This is a genomic window from Endozoicomonas sp. G2_1 (assembly GCF_017744155.1).
GTDB lineage: Bacteria > Pseudomonadota > Gammaproteobacteria > Enterobacterales > Alteromonadaceae > JAGHQT01.
Map to the genome: position 1 here is coordinate 1 of NZ_JAGHQT010000012.1, position 15074 is coordinate 15074.

Consider the following 15074-nt stretch of genomic DNA (forward strand, 5'->3'; position numbering starts at 1 on the left):
TTGAGTAATAAAAGCACAGAGAAATAAGCAAGGTTTTTAAACACTTTGCCATCTAAGATATTGATTATTAACAATAAAATAATGGTGGACGATACTGGGCTTGAACCAGTGACCCCCGCCTTGTAAGGGCGGTGCTCTCCCAACTGAGCTAATCGTCCAGAAACAAAATTATTAATAATCTTACATAAATAAGATGGTGGACGATACTGGGCTTGAACCAGTGACCCCCGCCTTGTAAGGGCGGTGCTCTCCCAACTGAGCTAATCGTCCAGAAACAGAATTATTAATAATCTTATATAAATAAGATGGTGGACGATACTGGGCTTGAACCAGTGACCCCCGCCTTGTAAGGGCGGTGCTCTCCCAACTGAGCTAATCGTCCGTCTCTGTGGGGGCGTATTATAGGGGGAACGAATACGCTGTCAACTATTCAAAAGTGATTTTTTTGCAATTTTTTCAGTTATTTTGCGCGTTTGACTGATTTTTCAACGCTTTGACTAAAAGCCAACCTGTCGTACAGAAAAAACTGCACAATACCGTGATTTAATGTCTAAAATGCCTTGTGTATTAAAACGGCTCATAGTGATACAGAGGCTTAAAACGAATAATGAAAAAGCCCCTGTACTATCAGAAATAATGCGGGGGCTTAGGCATATAAATACCCAAGCCACTTCAAGGTACTTGTTCAGTTGGAATTAAAAACGATTTAGGCAAGGCATTGATTGTAAAGAATGGTTGTTCCCTTGTTAAAATCAATAACGCAGCATAAATCGTCTTTTAAACCAACCCACTTTTTGTTTATAGAGAGGGCGCTTCACAGGAACTTACCCTCTGCGTTGCAGCTAATTGAAAGGGAGTGACCATTCCTGCTAGCTGCGCCTTGATATTAAGTCCCTGTGATAGCGCTGAATCATGCATCTTGAGGTGGTTTGGGTATTAGTTAACAACCTCGATTATCAATTAGAAGGTATTTCTAAAAGATAATGCCGCTTCTAACAGTGCAAAGTTATCAACTAATAGACTTCGGTCAAGCGCGTTACCTTGCTCATCGAGAATGGTTAGCTCACTGCCCTCGCCGCTTTCAGCTAGTTTGAATTGGTATTTGCCGTTAGCAAGGTTCAACAATGGTTTGTCGTCACCCCATAAGCTGTCCCACCAACTAACTTCAGGTTTAACATAGTCAACAAAGTAGATTTGTTTAGTTTCATTTAAATCACTGATGGTAAAACCATTGTCTTCAAAAAACAGTGGTAAGTTTGACCAAAGGTCATCTTTATTCATTTCGACAATTAATGAAGCTTTGTCATCACTAATCGACACTAGCTTTTGGTTTGCTCTCAAAATGCGATTTTCGCGACTTTTAAGGCGATATTTATAATCTACTTGCGAAACAATTTTGTTTAACATCGCAATTTCCGCGCGATGTTTATCGATAGGCCCTAGCGTCTTAGTACTGCCGTTTTGGTCGGTAAACATATATTCGGCTAAGTCTACTGCTAGTGAGACGCTTCTACCGTGAGGCTTAGCGGTAATTTGATATTGAAAGCGCATGCTTTCTGTCGATTCGATATGAGTGAAAATCCAACCGGCTTCTGTTTCTTTGTGATACCAATCAGATTCAAAAATCTTGTTTTTAGCATCTTGTTTTAATAAAGCAACACCATCTTCGGCCAGTTGATCTTGAATCGCTTGATAAATAAATAGCTGTAATTCGGTATCATCTAATACTTGGTCAAACCAAATTTCCGCTTTATCTGAGGTCGGCTCTACTCGTGAAGAAGCAGCAACCGGTAACACTAGCGATGGCGCCCTAACATCGACATTTGCACCAATGGGGCCATTTTTGTTGATATTGCTCGGAATACTATATTCACTATCGTTTTGTGGCTTATCTAAATCGCTTGGGATAACAATAGCTTTACTTTCTTGCTGATCAGCATAATCAAAATCACCAATCGCTTGTTTCTTATTATTACTACTACACCCTGCAATAGCGATACTTATCAACGATAAGTAAATTACGTGACGACTCATTTATACTCCGCAGGGATACCCCTGATTTTTATATTCACCACGCTATTCTATGAGCGTGATTAAGTGCTAAAACAATTACTGGCGCTATTGTTAACAAGTTTGCTAAACAAAGCAATATTATTGGAACCCTCGGTTGACAGTAAGTTCACTTTAAATGACAAAAAGCGAAAAAACGCTACGCTTACCTTGGCAATATAGATAAAGCGACAAAAACATTGCCTATCTATTGAACAAACCGACCAAAACAGAGTAAAAAACAATCAAATCAGTAATGTGACAATTGCCGTCATGGTACTGACCTGACTAAGCAAACTCAAGCCCTGCCTGCGTTTTATCGACAATTTGGCGATTTAAACAATAAATAACCGCAAGATCACTTAATTTTTAACCTCAAGATAGGTTAAAATAGCTACTTTGAATTTTTTAGGCGCTATAAATGTCACAATACCTTGTTTTAACCGCGATGGGTTCAGATCGCCGCGGCTGTGTCAGTGAATTAACTAAACTTGTCAGCAAGTGCGGTTGTAGCATTATGGACAGCAGGATGGCTATTTTTGGACAGGAATTCACCTTTATCATGTTGATTAAAGGCGATGCGCCAGCGATAACAACCATTGAAAGTAAATTGCCAGCAGTAGCACTTGAATTAGAACTCATTACTATGATGAAACGCACGTCTGGCTATCAAAAACTCGATTTAACTGAGCACTACCAAGCTGAATACACGGGTATTGCCCAACCAGGCGTATTAAAGTCTGTAACCGCTTTTTTCGCCAGTCGCGATATTGATATTTCATCACTAACGTCAAATGTCGACCCTGACACTAACTTAATTAGTGCGAGAATCTTGTTCGCCCCTAGTGATGAAAATTGTATCGACGTGTTAGAAACAGAATTTATTCAACTCTGTGATCAAATCGATATCCAAGGCCGTATCCAAAAAGTTAATAGTACCACTTGCTTATAAAAGGAAAGCTATGAACACTCTACAAGTTGGCGACAACGCGCCGTTATTTACGTTACTTGATGGCAATGAACAATCAGTCTCGCTTGCCGACTACATTGGTAAACAACAAGTACTTGTATATTTTTACCCAAAGGCGATGACACCAGGCTGTACAGTACAAGCTCAGGGGCTGCGCGACATAAAAAATGAACTAGCAGATCACAACACAGTAGTATTTGGTATTAGTCCCGACGCGCCAAAGCGCTTGGCTAAATTCACAGAACGAGATGAACTGAACTTTACGCTGCTTTCCGATGAAGATCACAAAGTCGCTGATGACTTTGGTGTATGGGGTTTAAAGAAGTTCATGGGTAGAGAGTACGACGGTATTCACCGCCTTAGCTTTCTGATTGGCCTAGACGGTAAAGTGAGCCATGTATTCAACAAGTTCAAAACCAAAAATCATCACGAAGTCGTATTGGACGTGTTGTCTAGTCAAGCATAACCCAAAAGTTTGCCCGACAGGCTAAATAACATTAATCGGTAGCAAATTAAGCGTTGATATTGCTACCGATTTTTTTATTTCTGTCAGATTATTTTAACTAAGCTCAGGGTTTGGCGTTTTTCTGGGCCACACCACCAGCCAAAAGTACGCTAGAATGGCGAGCCAATGCAGTAAAAATAAGCTAATACCAACAAGCCATTTTTTGCCGCCTTGGTAATGCTCAAAAAAGTCTTCCAATATCATCAACCAAAAGCTGACAAAGGTGATAAATATTAGTGGTATAGCAATCCGCTGATAGGTCGTTGCTTGTGCCCAGCTGATGTAGTCTAAGTAAAGGTTTGGACCATATAAAGCAACGCTAATGATCACAGCAATCACTATTGCGCTATACCAAATCCCTGCGATTGTTTTAAGCATCTAGCAACAACTCAACTAACTTTTTGAACATTGCGGCTTAGTAGAAGCAGCTTGATACAGTGGCGCAGAAACCGACAAATGATCAGTCAATTGGTTAATACGTGTTTGATGCGACGGATGAGTGGACATAAATTCAGGCGGCTGCTGACCACTGCGTTTAGCCATATTGTGCCATAGCTCAATGCTTGCATTAGGGTTAAAGCCCGAGCGCGCCATCAAATCTTGACCAATAATATCTGCTTCACTTTCATGGGCGCGGCCATACGGCAACACTACGCCGTACTGAACACCTAAGCCAAGTCCGGCCATAATCGCATTGCGTTGAGTAATGTTCTGACTCTCTAAAACACTGCCAACAATTGCTAAACCCGACTGAGTAATTTGGCTTGACGACAAACGTTCATTTGAATGCTGCTCAATCACATGGGCAACTTCGTGTCCAATAATTGCCGCCAGTTGATCAGGGGTTTGTGCAACTTTTAAGATTTCAGTATAAACGCCAATTTTACCGCCCGGTAAAGCAAAAGCGTTGACTTGTTCAGAATCAAACACCACTACTTCCCAATCGCCTTGATGCGCACTTTTCGGCACGTTTTTAGTTATTGCACTTGAAACACACTGTACATAACTATTGAGTTTAGGGTTACGGCTGATTTTTTCGGTTTTCTTAAGTTCGGCAAACGAGGTCGCGCCCATTTGATTCATTCGATCCGCGGAAAACAAGGTGATTTTACTGCGCCCAGTCGACGAGGTACTGCATGCGCTCACTGTTGTTAACGCAAGCGCTGCTAAAAGCCATTTCTTAGACATATTGTGGTATTTCCTTAACTTTTTGTATGACGCATAGTTTAAGAAAATAACGAAGACATTAAAACGTTTTTTACCTAACGGTACACAAACTCACGTAATAAAACTCATTAAAATGTTGACTAGTGTGTGACTGTTCTGAGCACAAAAGAAAAGTCAGAGCCTTTACCCAGTGCACTGCTGACATGAATTTCTGTGCTGAGTAACTCCAACAGCTTTTTAGTAATCGCCAACCCCAGCCCAGTGTGTTTGCCTTCGGTCGCATTACTGGCACGATAACGAGCATCAAAAATATAGCCAATTTCATCGGCGTGAATACCTGTGCCGTTATCAGATACCACGACCTGACATTGGCTGTCATTGGTTTCGGTCAACGAAATATTAATAGCGCCACCTTCGGCGGTATGCCGAATCGCATTTTCAATTAAATTGCTTAATACCCGTTCTATTTTACTGATATCACTATACACCTGAATCTCGCTAAATTCCGGGGTGATGGTCAGGTCAATTTGCTTCTTTTGTGCTTGTAGGCTGAACTTTGCCATGACATCGTAAACTAGCTCAGCTAAGTTAAATGCTTCCATATTCAACGAGACCTGCCCACCTTCAAGGTGAGCCAATTCAAAGAGTTGATCAATTAATGATTTCAACTGTTCTGTATTTTTCAATACCGTCACTAAATAATCATGGCGTTGCTCACTCGATAATTTTTCATCCTTCAATGCCATCATTTCAATATAGCCTTGCAATGAAGCTAATGGCGTGCGCAAGTCATGTGAAATATCAGCCAATAATTCTCGGCGCTTGTTATCAACTTGCGTCAGCTGTTCGAGTTGTAAATTAATTTGCGCCGCCATCTCTTTAAACACACAGCCGAGCTGATTAACTTCATTGTCGCTATTGCATTGCCATTCGCTAAGCGCAATGGTCTCAGGATTAAACCCAGATTGCTTAAACACGTGAATATCTCGGCTTAATCGACGCAGAGGCTGGGTGATATAGCGAAAAAGCCAAAGCATGACAAAAAACAAAAATAAAATTGCGGCACAAACGATAACAATCGACATTTCAAATCGATTATCGCCTCTGACGCCATCAAGAATGTGATCATAACGCTCACCAGTGACGATAACGTACAAGTAACCTTGGAGCTCAGTTCCGTTAAAGACAGGCGCAGCCGAAAATATTTTTTGTCTTTGATGATGACGAGGATCATCACCATAAATCGGCAAAGAGGCACGATTTTTAATGAGGTCGATAACCGGTTTAAGCTCGACCCGATCTCGTTTAACCAGATCTTTGTCAGCGGAATACGTCAGAATATTGCCTTCAGGATCGAGGTAATAAAACTCAAAGGCAGGCCCCATGACCATCAAGGTATGAAATAAGTTTTTCAGCGCCTCGTAGTCGTAAACCCCTTGTTGCAATAACGGGTTGTCGCGAGCTAAGTTGGCAGCTAATGATAGGTGTAATTTTTGTTCGGACTCGAATCGAGTTTTTTGTTCTAGATGGTGCCACCACACATAAAACATAGCGGCAATAGCAATAAAAACAGTCAGTAAGGCAAAAGATAATCTCTGGTAGAGAGACAGCTTCATGCAGCAACCCCTTGAGGGTTAAACTTATAACCAACACCCCAAACTGTTTGAACTATTTCGGGCTTAGTGGCGTCGCGTTCTAACTTGTTGCGCAGTCGATTGATATGAGAGTTCACCGTGTGCTCATAGCCGCTGTGATGGTAGCCCCACACTGAGCTCAATAACTGAGCGCGAGAAAATACTTGGTCGGGGTGAGATGCTAAATAGTGCAATAAATCATACTCGGTGGACGTTAAGTCGAGGGCTTGACCAGCCATAGTTATACGGTGGCTGATATTATCAATACTGAGGTTGCCAATATTAATATAATGCTCAACGTTGTCATTTTTACACTGCTGTTGTAACTCGCTGAACATATTGACGCGGCGCAACAAACTTCTGACCCGAGCTTGTAGCTCTCGCACGCTAAAAGGTTTGGTCATGTAGTCGTCAGCACCAAGTTCCAAGCCAACCACGCGATCGGTTTCTGAATCTCTTGAGGTTAGCATCATAATCGCTTGCTCTGGTTTGAGCTCTCGTACTTTACGGCAAACGTCTAATCCTGAGATACCAGGCAACATAACATCTAAAATAACGAGCCCGTAGCTATTTTTTTTCACTAAGTCGACAGCCAATTCGCCAGTGGCAACTTTCTCAACCTTAAGACCTAACTCAATAAGATTAATCGCTATTAGCTCTGAAATGTCTTGTTCATCTTCTACAACTAAAACCTTGTCTACCATGTCACCCTCGTTAGTACTGCAGCGTTGAGGGGAACAATCAGTTGTTTATCACGAAAAAACGCTAAAACAACTGCAACCAGCTAGTAAATGACTAGCTGGTTGTGAGGCTTTCAATTACTGAAGACGCCTGATGGTAATGTTCATTGTTGGATCGTCCCAACGGTGGGCTTGCGTCAATTCAGAGGTTCTAAAACCATCGTCTTGACTGACAATACCCGGGTGACGAGTCACAATATCAATGTCATCACGCTCGGCATTAAAGCCTTCACCTGCTCCACCTGATACTGGCCCCGGAATAGTGTTGGCTCGTTCACTATTTCGCTCGGTTCCAGAATCATAAGAACCAACTCGCAGCGAAATGCTTTCATCAACCGCCATATTTGACACGTCATAAGCATTTAAGCCCGTGAATGCGTCGTTGGTATTAACCAACATAGTAACAATTGACAAGCGCTCTGGAGCGGTTTCTAAGTTGCTAATCGTCATGGTTTGACTAGCACCTGGCGCAAGAGGACTTTCGCCACCTTTAGCCGCTAAGGCGACATCAAGTGCAAGAATTTGGCTGTTATCACCACCTTCAGCAATAGTTTCGAGTGCAACACTTGCGGGTTCACCAGTTGTCCAGATACGACCTTCATTGTGCAACAATACCGCCACTGGCGACATCGGCTGTGCATTGGTCAAATTGGTCACAGTCACTTCAAATTGAAACGTTACTGGCGCTGGCGCAGGTGGTGTTGGCGCAGGTGTTTCTGGAAAACCGTCGTCGTTGTCAGAACAGGCAGATAACAATAACAATGACGAGGCAATCGCAGTGGTTAATATAGATTTAGTATTAAGCATAATACTCTCCTACATCACTTTTACTGTGACTCTAACAACCGGATTTAACCAACGGTGAACATAGTTGGTAATATCACTTTTACCACCTGTTGGATCGTCATCACCTAAGTTACCACGGTGAATATGGACATTGGTGTTAGTTTCAATGGTCGTAACACCGGTACCACCTGTTGCCACTACGCCTACTGGTGGTGGATTAGGAAAGCCCGGCTCACCCGGTGCACCACTACCAACGATTTCGTCGTTGGCTTCAGTGCCTGCATCATAGGCATTAACGTTGACACGATATGTGCCCGGCTCTGAAGGAATACGCCAGTTGTTCAAGCCAGCAAAACCATCATTTGTAGGGAGTAACATTGCACCTACTGACAAATAGTTATTGCCATCATCGGTACTCATGGTAAATGTTGTTGAACGCGCTGGTGCTAATAAACCACCAGCAGGGTTACTTGTGATATTGGCATTTGCCGCTGTAAAAATAGTTTCTAAACCGGCGATATTGCCGCCTTCGGCCATTTGTTGAAGTTCAGGTGACGCAGGTGTACCACTTCTAAAAAATGAGGTAGTGCCATCGTGCGCTGCAACAATAAATGGTGTGTAGTAAATACCGTGAGTTAGGTTGGTAATAGTAATTTCTAACTCTTGGGCGGAAACTAATGAGCTGCTTCCCACCAATGTGGCGACAGCAGCTAATTTTTTAATAGTCATATGTTTTCCTTGTATATTCTTGATAGCAAAAATGAAATCTATTTCAGTATGCAAAGAAAACATCGCAGATTAGTCACGAATTTATCACAAAAGTATCACAATAAATTGGCAGAAAAATGAGATAAATTTTTGAAAGATTTTACTTAATTAACGTTTCTAATCCTTTTGGCTTGTCGTAAACATCGCTTGGTTCAAAGCCAAGAGTGACGTGAAAGTCTTTCGACTTTAACAGCAGTTGTTGACGGATAAACTGTCCCTGAGCTGTACTTGCCACGACGTAGTACGCAGTACTTTTATCATTACTGGCATTGCCGAGACCGTGTAAGCTCACCTTTATTTTCTGGTTTAAATTGAGTTTTTGTTTATCAATGGTTTGATATTCAAACGGATTAACTAAGGTTAAATGAAAGTTGTTGCCGTCGCGTTTTATTTGATTATTGCGAAAGCGGTCAAAGCGATCACTAAGTTGTGCTCTTAATTGGTGTAAAAACGGAGCAAGATCCGCGCGACTAATCGACAAGCCAAGATAGACAAGTCCAGTCTTGTCTGTTAGTTCTAATGGCTGAGCGGTTATTTCTCGAAAATGAGGCTGTCCTTCTCGCTCTTTAATTACCGCAGCCAATACTCGCTTTCGTTTTTCAATCAAACGTTGTTGCTCACTATCAGCATCTGATTGGTTCGCTTGAGCGCCAGAAACAAACAAAGTTGATAAAATAAGCAGTAAGTTAAAATTTTTCACCATTACACACTCGAACTGATATTAATGCTAGTCACTACAAACCCAAAAGCTGTTAGACTGATAGTATTAGCTAACATAATACCATGAGTATTAAGACCGATGAAAAGTGATTTTTCGAGTTATTGGTTTACCCCAGAGTCTTTCCACCAGCGCGCCGAACAATTCAGCGAGTGGCGATGGCGCCTACTGATGTGGAGTGCACTTTGCTTTACCTTGTATTTGTTGCTCAGTAGCCAAGTCAGTACAAAAACACCCGATGCGTTAGTATGGTTAACCTTATTTATCTTATTCAGTGCATTGCAGGCCTTGGTACTTGGCTCATTTGTCTTTTTCTTTCGAAAATTGCCATCAACACAAGCTAACAGTCGTTTCTGGTTTACTTTTTATCGCAGTGTTGAATGGTGCGAAACCCTGCTCTTTACCTTTTTGTTACCGCTGCCAGCTTTAACTTTTGTTTACGCTTTATATCAAGCCTGGTTATAATTTTTCTAAACGTTAAGCCCTAATAACTTATGTCTCATATCGCAATTTTTGGTGCCACAGGCCTTACTGGTAGTTACTTATTAAAGTATGCCTTAAATGATCCGAACATTGAAAAAGTCACGACTTTCACTCGTCGAGCAATCGCCGAAACAGATGCTAAGCTCAATCAGCACCAAGTGGATTTTTCACAATTAGAACAATTTCAATCCGCACTTGCGGTAGATACAGTGTTTTGTTGCCTGGGCACCACGCTAAAAAAGGCGGGCAGCAAAGCAGCGTTTCGCGCGATAGATATCGACCTTGTTGAACGCGTTGCGCGAGTAGCTAAACAGGCAGGGGCCAAACAGTTTGTCGTGATCAGCAGCCAAGGAGCTAGCCCCCAGTCAAAATTTTTCTACAGTCGCTGTAAAGCCGAGATTGAATATAAGCTCAGTGTGTTGTTTGACAATAGCGAATGCCAATTAATCATTTGCCAACCGAGTTTGTTGTTGGGTGAGCGCTCAGAGCACAGGTTTGCTGAAGGTTTGGGCATTACTTTTAACAAATATTGCGCTTGGATTTGGCGTGGTGCTTTAAGAAAATACCGACCGATTCTCGCCGCTGATTTAGCCGAGGCAATGCTGAGTTTAGCAAAAGCATGCCGGGTACCACGAATGGTGGTTGATAATCGAAATTTGCACAACGTAGTGGCAACTAATCACAAGTTGCGCAATGCTCAAGAATGATAGTTGAGGAGACATAGACCTGTCTCCTCTTTAAAATTTTACCTCTACCAGCGTTAAGTATGTTTAGCGAGCTTAAACCAGTACTTGTCGGCAAACTGATAAACTGCAAGCCCGGCAATAATCATGATAGCGCCAATGACCATGATCATTGACACTTGCTCACCGTTGAGTATCGCGCCCAAACTTATTGCCAATACTGGCGTTAACAAAGTGACTAGCGCTACTGTGGTTGCTGGCAGCTTTTGTAAAATATAAAAATACGCAATAAAGCCAATCAAGGAGCCAAAAACCGCCAAATAGACAACCGCCGCCACGGTCTTAGTACTCCAGGTATCCACCGGTAAACTGCCGTCGGTTAGCCACCAAACGAGGGCAAACAGTGGCGTTGAATAAATCAGTGTCCCGGTTGTTGTTGCGACGGGATGAATGCTGATATTGACGCTTTTCACCAATACGCCACTCAAACTAAAACACAGCATACCCGCGATAATTAAGACCACGCCCTGCCACGCCAGTTGCCCTGATGCTAAGTTATTTGAGCAAACCATAGCTAAGCCTGCAATTGCCAGGGCAAATGCGAATTTTTTAGAAGCAGAAAACGCCGGCCCTTTCAGTAATTTTTGTTCAAACAACCCAGAGACTATTGGCGACAAGCCAAAGACCAGTGACATAAAGCCTGAGTCTAGGTATTGTGCAGAAAAGTAGCCAAAGCTCATACCGCCAAAAACGCCTAAACTTGAATAGCAGTAAAGACGTTGAGCTTGTGCACGCCAAGGTAAGCGAATATTCGACAAACCGATAATCAGCAGACAGATCACGACCGCAACTAACATACGTAGCAGCACCGCCAAACTCGGATGCATGCTTTGTGTACTCCAAACGATCGCCAACGGAGTGGTTGACCAAATCAATACAACAGCTAAATATGACGCTGGTACGCTCACGGCTTTATCCTCAATGCAGGTTGTCAGTTAACAATATCGCTAAAGAGAGCGGTGTCGGAATCAATCTTAGTAGAAGGTAATAACGCCGCTATCTGACTGAAGCGGCTGATAAGACTAAACTAACGAATATCTTTACAAGCCGCAAACCGATGACACCAGACCACTGGATTATCTTGTTTGACCACAATACCCTGCCAACAAACACTTTTGGTTTGCAGCTTGAGTTCTGTGGTTAATGTTTGCGATTTCATAAATATCACTGAATAAGTTTAGTTACTCGGTTATCTTGTCGTTTTAATCAACAAATAGCAAGTACTAAATACTAATCAGTTCAACAGCTTATTCATGCTCCGCCAACAGAGCAATCAAGTCATCTTCTGTCAGCACGGCAACGCCGAGGTCTTGCGCTTTAGCCAGTTTAGAGCCAGCTTTTTCACCTGCGACTAAATAATGAGTTTTAGCTGAAACGCTGCCCGACACTTTTGCTCCTAATGCTTGCAAACGCGCTTTCGCATCGTTGCGCGATAATTGGCTTAAGGTTCCCGTTAAAACATAAGTTAAATCGGTCAGTGGCTGCTGATCCGCTGATTTAACTTCAATCTCTGGCCAGTGAATGCCTTGAGCCAGTAAATCGGTGACAACTTCAACATTGTTCTGCGCATTGAAAAAATCAACGATATTTTTTGCAACCACTTCACCGACATCGTCCACTTTTTGCAATTGTTCAATAGTAGCGGCTTGGATCTTATCTAACGCTAAAAAGTGTTGTGCTAAATTACTGGCTGTTGCCTCGCCAACTTCCCTAATGCCAAGCGCGTAAATAAACTTGGCTAGCGTGGTTTGCTTGGCAGCGACCAGTGCATTGACCAGTTTATCTGCTGATTTTTGTCCCATTCGCTCTAATGTACTAAGTTCGGTCGCCGTTAACTTAAATAAATCAGCTGGGGTGCCAATCATGTTTTCATCAACGAGCTGTTCAACTAACTTGTCACCAAGTCCGTCAACATCTAACGCTTTCCTTGAGGCAAAGTGTTTAATCGCTTCTTTGCGCTGCGCCTGACAAACTAAACCTCCGGTACAACGAACAACGGCTTCGTCTTCACGTTTTTTAACTGGCGATTGACAAACCGGACATTCAGTTGGAAAAACCACCTCTTGAGCAGAGACTGGTCGGCGATCAGCAACGACGCTAACAACTTGTGGTATTACGTCACCTGCACGTCGAATAATGACAGTGTCGCCAATTTTGATCGCCAAACGGGCTATTTCATCTTGGTTGTGTAAAGTCGCATTACTCACGGTAACGCCACCAACAAACACGGGCTTCAAACGGGCCACTGGTGTGATAGCACCAGTACGACCAACCTGAAACTCAACATCTTCTAACACCGTTAGTTCTTCCTGCGCCGGAAATTTATATGCCATTGCCCAGCGCGGTGCTCGGGCAACAAATCCGAGCTGCTGCTGTGCGGCAATATCATCGACTTTTAGCACCGTGCCGTCTATTTCGTAACTGAGATCATCACGTCTATTGAGAATGTCTTGATAAAAGCGCTGACATTGATTTTGATCGGCCAGTAACTTAACTTCAGGACACATTGGCAAGCCCAGTGTTTTTAATTGTTCTAGGCGCTGGTAATGGGAATTAGCTAACCATTGATCTTGTTGATTTCCAGCTAAATCACCAACAAAACCAACACTGTATGCGTAAAACGCCAAATTGCGTTTAGCGGTAATTTTTGAGTCTAACTGGCGCAGACTGCCGGCAGCGGCATTACGAGGATTAGCAAACGGCTTATCGCCCTTTTGTTTGGCTTGTTGGTTTAACGTTTCAAAACTCGCTTTTGGCATAAAGACTTCGCCGCGTACTTCCAGCACTTCTGGTACTTGGCTATCACGCAACTTAAGTGGAATAGATTTAATCGTGCGAATGTTTTCAGTAATATTTTCGCCGACACTTCCGTCGCCGCGGGTTGCTGCTTGCACCAATACGCCATGTTCATAACGCAAACTCACCGCTAAGCCATCGAGTTTTGGCTCAGCGCAAAACGCCAGTGCTTTACTCGATCCCAAGCGTTCTTGAATGCGCTTGATAAAGGCTTGCCATTCGTCTTCTGAAAAGACGTTATCAAGAGATAACATGGGCAACTGATGGGTGACTTGGGTAAAGGCTTTTAACGCCTCACCACCCACTTTTTGGCTAGGTGAATCAAGTGTTTTTAACGCCGGATGTTGTTGCTCAAGTTCGATTAGCTCACGCATTAATCGATCGTACTCAACATCGGGTACCGTTGGCTGATCAAGTACGTAGTATTCGTGATTGTATTGATTAATCTGCTGATGTAACTGAGCAACGCGCTCTTGGCTAGTTAATTGGGTCATATTGGCTTAATTTATTCTCTTGAAAAATAAACGGACTGGCATTGACCAGTCCGCTTACGTTATACCTTGTTTGTGTTAATAACGACTTAAGCGCCTGCTATACGCTTTTTACGTTCAAACTCGCGAATTTTACTAATGTAGTGTTGCTCTGTTTGCTTGGTCATAACACTGCGCTTATCGTCTAACACTTGGCCGTGATATTCTTGTGCTAACTGTTTCGCTGCACCTAGCATATGCTGAAAAACTTCAAACGGGTCGCCAGCGTTTGGCAAGGTCATAAACAAGCTCACGCCTTGGGTTGCAAAGCTTTCCATTTCGTCGAGGTCAAACGTTCCCGGGTTCATCATATTGGCCAAGCTAAAGGTGACTTTACCATTGCCTGCATTATCTTCATGGCGATGAAAAATATTCATTTCGCCAAAGCGCATACCTAAGGTCAATAAGCTCGGCAACAAGGCCGCACCGCTAATCACTTGATTCTCTGGCATCACAACCGATAACACCAAGACTTCTTGTTCTAGCTCAACCTGTTCTTTCGTTTCAGTGTTCACCGCGGCGCTTTGTTTCGCTTCGTTAGTGGTTGGCTCATCAAAGCTCAAGTCATCGTCAAAATCGATTTCCATTTGATTGCGCTTTAAGGCCGCTTTTTTTGTAGTGGCGCTGGTTTTGGCAATTTTGCGTTCAGGTTTTGGCTGAGTAACAGGCGTTTGATAGACAGTGTCCTGCTCAGGCGCTGCGCCAAGTTGAGTTAAATCACCAATTTCTGGTTCATTGCGGTCAATATGACTGGCTTCATCTACCGAAACTTGTTCTAGTGACACTGATTCTGTCGTTGGTGTCTCTGGCATTGTTTCAACGTGTAGTTCAGGCGCAGCTTGTTGCTCTGTCGCGGTTTGCTCATTTGCCTGGGCATTATCGTGACCACTTGCGGCCATCAAGGGTTCTTGACCATGATTCAATGACTGCTCTTGTTCAGCACCTTGGTTTTTACCAACGACTTTTACTTGGCCGATACCATCTTGATCAAAACCAGCACCATCTGTGGTGCGCTCAGCAGGTTCAAAATCACCATCGTGTTTTGCTTTTAATTTGTATGGATTTTTATTTTTGCGAATAGTCCACAAGCCGTGAACAAAAATTGCTCCAATGACGATAGCACTGATAATAATTAATGCATTTCTAAACGTATCTTCCATCATCTAGCCTAATTTTTCTCTAATT

16 protein-coding genes and 3 tRNA genes are annotated in these 15074 nt (G+C 42.8%); 4 read left to right on the forward strand and 15 right to left on the reverse strand.

The features are described from left to right. Positions 1-82: 82 nt before the first annotated feature. The 4 genes from J7384_RS13255 to bamC form a co-directional block, all read right to left on the reverse strand. A tRNA-Val gene (locus J7384_RS13255) sits at positions 83-158 on the reverse strand. A gap of 36 nt (positions 159-194) precedes the next feature. Next, positions 195-270, reverse strand: a tRNA-Val gene (locus J7384_RS13260). A gap of 36 nt (positions 271-306) precedes the next feature. Continuing rightward, positions 307-382: transfer RNA gene (locus J7384_RS13265), tRNA-Val, on the reverse strand. 578 nt (positions 383-960) lie between these two features. Beyond that, on the reverse strand, positions 961-2034 hold the full coding sequence (gene bamC / locus J7384_RS13270; protein ID WP_209114823.1) for an outer membrane protein assembly factor BamC: 1074 nt from the start codon (positions 2032-2034) through the stop codon (positions 961-963). A gap of 436 nt (positions 2035-2470) precedes the next feature. On the opposite strand from bamC, the gene J7384_RS13275 reads away from it, so the two are divergent. Both J7384_RS13275 and bcp read left to right on the forward strand, forming a co-directional pair. Further along, positions 2471-3001: an ACT domain-containing protein gene (locus J7384_RS13275; protein ID WP_209114825.1), complete on the forward strand. Its 531-nt coding sequence runs from the start codon at positions 2471-2473 to the stop codon at positions 2999-3001. A 10-nt stretch (positions 3002-3011) separates the two neighbouring features. After that, the gene (gene bcp, locus J7384_RS13280) at positions 3012-3485 is read left to right on the forward strand and encodes a thioredoxin-dependent thiol peroxidase (RefSeq protein WP_209114827.1); all 474 of its coding nucleotides are present in this window, start codon (positions 3012-3014) and stop codon (positions 3483-3485) included. A gap of 93 nt (positions 3486-3578) precedes the next feature. Here bcp and J7384_RS13285 read toward each other — a convergent pair whose 3' ends face one another. From J7384_RS13285 to J7384_RS13315, 7 genes are all read right to left on the reverse strand, one after another. After that, positions 3579-3902 (reverse strand): hypothetical protein, encoded by a 324-nt coding sequence (locus J7384_RS13285; RefSeq protein WP_209114829.1) that lies wholly within the window; start codon positions 3900-3902, stop codon positions 3579-3581. A 15-nt stretch (positions 3903-3917) separates the two neighbouring features. After that, positions 3918-4712 (reverse strand): M48 family metallopeptidase, encoded by a 795-nt coding sequence (locus tag J7384_RS13290; protein WP_209114831.1) that lies wholly within the window; start codon positions 4710-4712, stop codon positions 3918-3920. A 119-nt stretch (positions 4713-4831) separates the two neighbouring features. Next, entirely contained in the window at positions 4832-6307 is a 1476-nt protein-coding gene (locus J7384_RS13295) for a HAMP domain-containing sensor histidine kinase (protein ID WP_209114832.1), read from the reverse strand. Continuing rightward, positions 6304-7029 (reverse strand): response regulator transcription factor, encoded by a 726-nt coding sequence (locus J7384_RS13300; protein ID WP_209114834.1) that lies wholly within the window; start codon positions 7027-7029, stop codon positions 6304-6306. Before J7384_RS13300 ends, J7384_RS13295 begins: the two co-directional genes overlap by 4 nt. A 114-nt stretch (positions 7030-7143) precedes the next feature. Continuing rightward, positions 7144-7872, reverse strand: coding sequence for a spondin domain-containing protein (locus J7384_RS13305; RefSeq protein ID WP_209114836.1), 729 nt, complete (start codon positions 7870-7872; stop codon positions 7144-7146). A gap of 9 nt (positions 7873-7881) precedes the next feature. Then, positions 7882-8580: a spondin domain-containing protein gene (locus J7384_RS13310; protein WP_209114838.1), complete on the reverse strand. Its 699-nt coding sequence runs from the start codon at positions 8578-8580 to the stop codon at positions 7882-7884. Positions 8581-8719: 139 nt separating this feature from the next. Next, on the reverse strand, positions 8720-9322 hold the full coding sequence (locus J7384_RS13315) for a hypothetical protein (RefSeq protein WP_209114840.1): 603 nt from the start codon (positions 9320-9322) through the stop codon (positions 8720-8722). Between the two features lie 96 nt (positions 9323-9418). Here J7384_RS13315 and J7384_RS13320 point away from each other — a divergent pair, with 96 nt between their 5' ends. Both J7384_RS13320 and J7384_RS13325 read left to right on the forward strand, forming a co-directional pair. Beyond that, positions 9419-9802, forward strand: coding sequence for a hypothetical protein (locus tag J7384_RS13320; RefSeq protein ID WP_209114842.1), 384 nt, complete (start codon positions 9419-9421; stop codon positions 9800-9802). A 29-nt stretch (positions 9803-9831) separates the two neighbouring features. Next, positions 9832-10527, forward strand: a complete 696-nt coding sequence (locus J7384_RS13325; RefSeq protein WP_209114844.1) for an NAD-dependent epimerase/dehydratase family protein — start codon at positions 9832-9834, stop codon at positions 10525-10527. A gap of 53 nt (positions 10528-10580) precedes the next feature. Here the strand turns inward: J7384_RS13325 and J7384_RS13330 are convergent, their stop codons facing one another. From J7384_RS13330 to zipA, 4 genes are all read right to left on the reverse strand, one after another. After that, positions 10581-11471 (reverse strand): DMT family transporter, encoded by an 891-nt coding sequence (locus J7384_RS13330; protein WP_209114846.1) that lies wholly within the window; start codon positions 11469-11471, stop codon positions 10581-10583. Positions 11472-11590: 119 nt separating this feature from the next. Continuing rightward, entirely contained in the window at positions 11591-11722 is a 132-nt protein-coding gene (locus J7384_RS19610) for a hypothetical protein (RefSeq protein ID WP_280636380.1), read from the reverse strand. A gap of 88 nt (positions 11723-11810) precedes the next feature. Further along, positions 11811-13853, reverse strand: coding sequence for an NAD-dependent DNA ligase LigA (gene ligA / locus J7384_RS13335; protein WP_209114848.1), 2043 nt, complete (start codon positions 13851-13853; stop codon positions 11811-11813). A gap of 86 nt (positions 13854-13939) precedes the next feature. Next, a complete protein-coding gene (zipA, locus tag J7384_RS13340) occupies positions 13940-15052 on the reverse strand; it encodes a cell division protein ZipA (protein WP_209114850.1) in 1113 nt (370 codons plus the stop codon). Positions 15053-15074 lie beyond the last annotated feature (22 nt).

What these genes read in the sequence shown, in the direction of transcription:
- bamC (WP_209114823.1), bottom strand. Translation starts at nt 2,034, where the DNA reads ATGAGTCGTCACGTAATTTACTTATCGTTGATAAGTATCGCTATTGCA.
- J7384_RS13275 (WP_209114825.1), top strand. Translation starts at nt 2,471, where the DNA reads ATGTCACAATACCTTGTTTTAACCGCGATGGGTTCAGATCGCCGCGGC.
- bcp (WP_209114827.1), top strand. Translation starts at nt 3,012, where the DNA reads ATGAACACTCTACAAGTTGGCGACAACGCGCCGTTATTTACGTTACTT.
- J7384_RS13285 (WP_209114829.1), bottom strand. Translation starts at nt 3,902, where the DNA reads ATGCTTAAAACAATCGCAGGGATTTGGTATAGCGCAATAGTGATTGCT.
- J7384_RS13290 (WP_209114831.1), bottom strand. Translation starts at nt 4,712, where the DNA reads ATGTCTAAGAAATGGCTTTTAGCAGCGCTTGCGTTAACAACAGTGAGC.
- J7384_RS13295 (WP_209114832.1), bottom strand. Translation starts at nt 6,307, where the DNA reads ATGAAGCTGTCTCTCTACCAGAGATTATCTTTTGCCTTACTGACTGTT.
- J7384_RS13300 (WP_209114834.1), bottom strand. Translation starts at nt 7,029, where the DNA reads ATGGTAGACAAGGTTTTAGTTGTAGAAGATGAACAAGACATTTCAGAG.
- J7384_RS13305 (WP_209114836.1), bottom strand. Translation starts at nt 7,872, where the DNA reads ATGCTTAATACTAAATCTATATTAACCACTGCGATTGCCTCGTCATTG.
- J7384_RS13310 (WP_209114838.1), bottom strand. Translation starts at nt 8,580, where the DNA reads ATGACTATTAAAAAATTAGCTGCTGTCGCCACATTGGTGGGAAGCAGC.
- J7384_RS13315 (WP_209114840.1), bottom strand. Translation starts at nt 9,322, where the DNA reads ATGGTGAAAAATTTTAACTTACTGCTTATTTTATCAACTTTGTTTGTT.
- J7384_RS13320 (WP_209114842.1), top strand. Translation starts at nt 9,419, where the DNA reads ATGAAAAGTGATTTTTCGAGTTATTGGTTTACCCCAGAGTCTTTCCAC.
- J7384_RS13325 (WP_209114844.1), top strand. Translation starts at nt 9,832, where the DNA reads ATGTCTCATATCGCAATTTTTGGTGCCACAGGCCTTACTGGTAGTTAC.
- J7384_RS19610 (WP_280636380.1), bottom strand. Translation starts at nt 11,722, where the DNA reads ATGAAATCGCAAACATTAACCACAGAACTCAAGCTGCAAACCAAAAGT.
- ligA (WP_209114848.1), bottom strand. Translation starts at nt 13,853, where the DNA reads ATGACCCAATTAACTAGCCAAGAGCGCGTTGCTCAGTTACATCAGCAG.
- zipA (WP_209114850.1), bottom strand. Translation starts at nt 15,052, where the DNA reads ATGATGGAAGATACGTTTAGAAATGCATTAATTATTATCAGTGCTATC.